The sequence below is a fragment of the Methanoculleus sp. MH98A genome, assembly GCF_000691865.1.
GTDB lineage: Archaea > Halobacteriota > Methanomicrobia > Methanomicrobiales > Methanoculleaceae > Methanoculleus.
Genome location: NZ_JMIO01000158.1, coordinates 1 through 1,217, shown reverse-complemented (window position 1 = coordinate 1,217; position 1,217 = coordinate 1). Strand labels below are relative to the sequence as shown.

1 protein-coding gene is annotated in these 1,217 nt (G+C 54.2%); it reads right to left on the bottom strand.

The window, feature by feature from the left end; translation table 11 throughout:
• Window positions 1–172 precede the first annotated feature (172 nt).
• Window positions 173–958 (bottom strand): cell division ATPase MinD, encoded by a 786-nt coding sequence (gene minD / locus EI28_RS12275; protein WP_048115225.1) that lies wholly within the window; start codon window positions 956–958, stop codon window positions 173–175.
• Between the last annotated feature and the right edge of the window lie 259 nt (window positions 959–1,217).

Sequence of the window (1,217 nt, the reverse complement as noted above, 5' to 3'; positions counted from 1 at the left end):
CTTCTTGTCAGTTGTTCCAGTTCGCTGCCGGTGATCTCCATTCTGCCGGTCAATGACTCGACCTCTTTGAGAAGCTGCTGGATGCGCACGTACATCACGTACATAATAAACAGCAGGCAAACGATGGTTACCGAGAGCAGGACTATCATGATTGCGTTAATATCCATAGTCATCATGGTTCTCTCCTGAATAGTGCGCGGGCGAACCGCTCAACAAATCCTTCCTGCACCTTGTGCGGCTCCGCCTCAACGGGGATGCCCGCCAACGTGGCTGCGATTCTTCTGAACGCTTTCGATGATTCGGATCCTGGTGATTTGACGACGACCGGCGTCTTTGCCGCTGCGGCCCTTCGTACGTTTGCGTCTTCGGGCACCGTATCGATGATCGATACGCCGAGGGTCTTCTCGATCTTTTTCCGGTTCATGTCGTTCTCTTCCAGTATCGCCCGGTTGAGGATAGCCCCACCGATGGTGCCGCCGACCGTCTCCGTCAGGATCTTGATCTTCAGAGCATCCACGATCGAAGAGATCTCCGGGTTCACGACCAGCAGGACCTCGTCTGCCACGGTGAGCGGTACGACTCCGTCCATGCCGATACCCGCGGGTGCATCCAGAAGCAGGAAATCACAACGGTCGGTGAGATCACACATCACGTCTCTAAGCCGTTCCGGGTTCGCGTTCTGGAACCCCTGGAGCGAGAGACCGCAGGGTACCACTTTGAGGCCGTACGGCCCCTCGTACATTGCATCCTGGATTGACGCCGCCCCTGCCAGAACCTCGTGGAGCGTGATCGGGGTCTCTGCAAGACCCAACACCAACCCGAGATTGGCCATCCCGACATCCGTATCGACGATACACGTCTCCCTGCCATGCTGAGCCAGTGCTGTCCCCAGGTTTGCGGTGACGGTCGTCTTCCCGGTTCCTCCTTTTCCGGAGGCGATAGTGTAGGCCCTGATCATCCAAAACCGTCTCAAGGATAGATCGTAGTTTTCAAACATAAACCTATTTATTTGCCCCTCCCGATTGGAGAAGATAAATTCAGTTTTAGAAGATGGAAATACTTTTTCTCGGAAAAGCCCGAATGGAAAATGTCTGGATCCATTTTTATGGCCGAATTTCACGATTATATCGCGGCCCGGTCGTGTTGCGGCAACAGGAGTTCTTCGTTTCAGGGGCTGCGATTCCCTATTGAGCGTGGTAAATGCGAGTTGGCAAATC

What these genes read in the sequence shown, in the direction of transcription:
- minD (WP_048115225.1), bottom strand. Translation starts at nt 958, where the DNA reads ATGATCAGGGCCTACACTATCGCCTCCGGAAAAGGAGGAACCGGGAAG.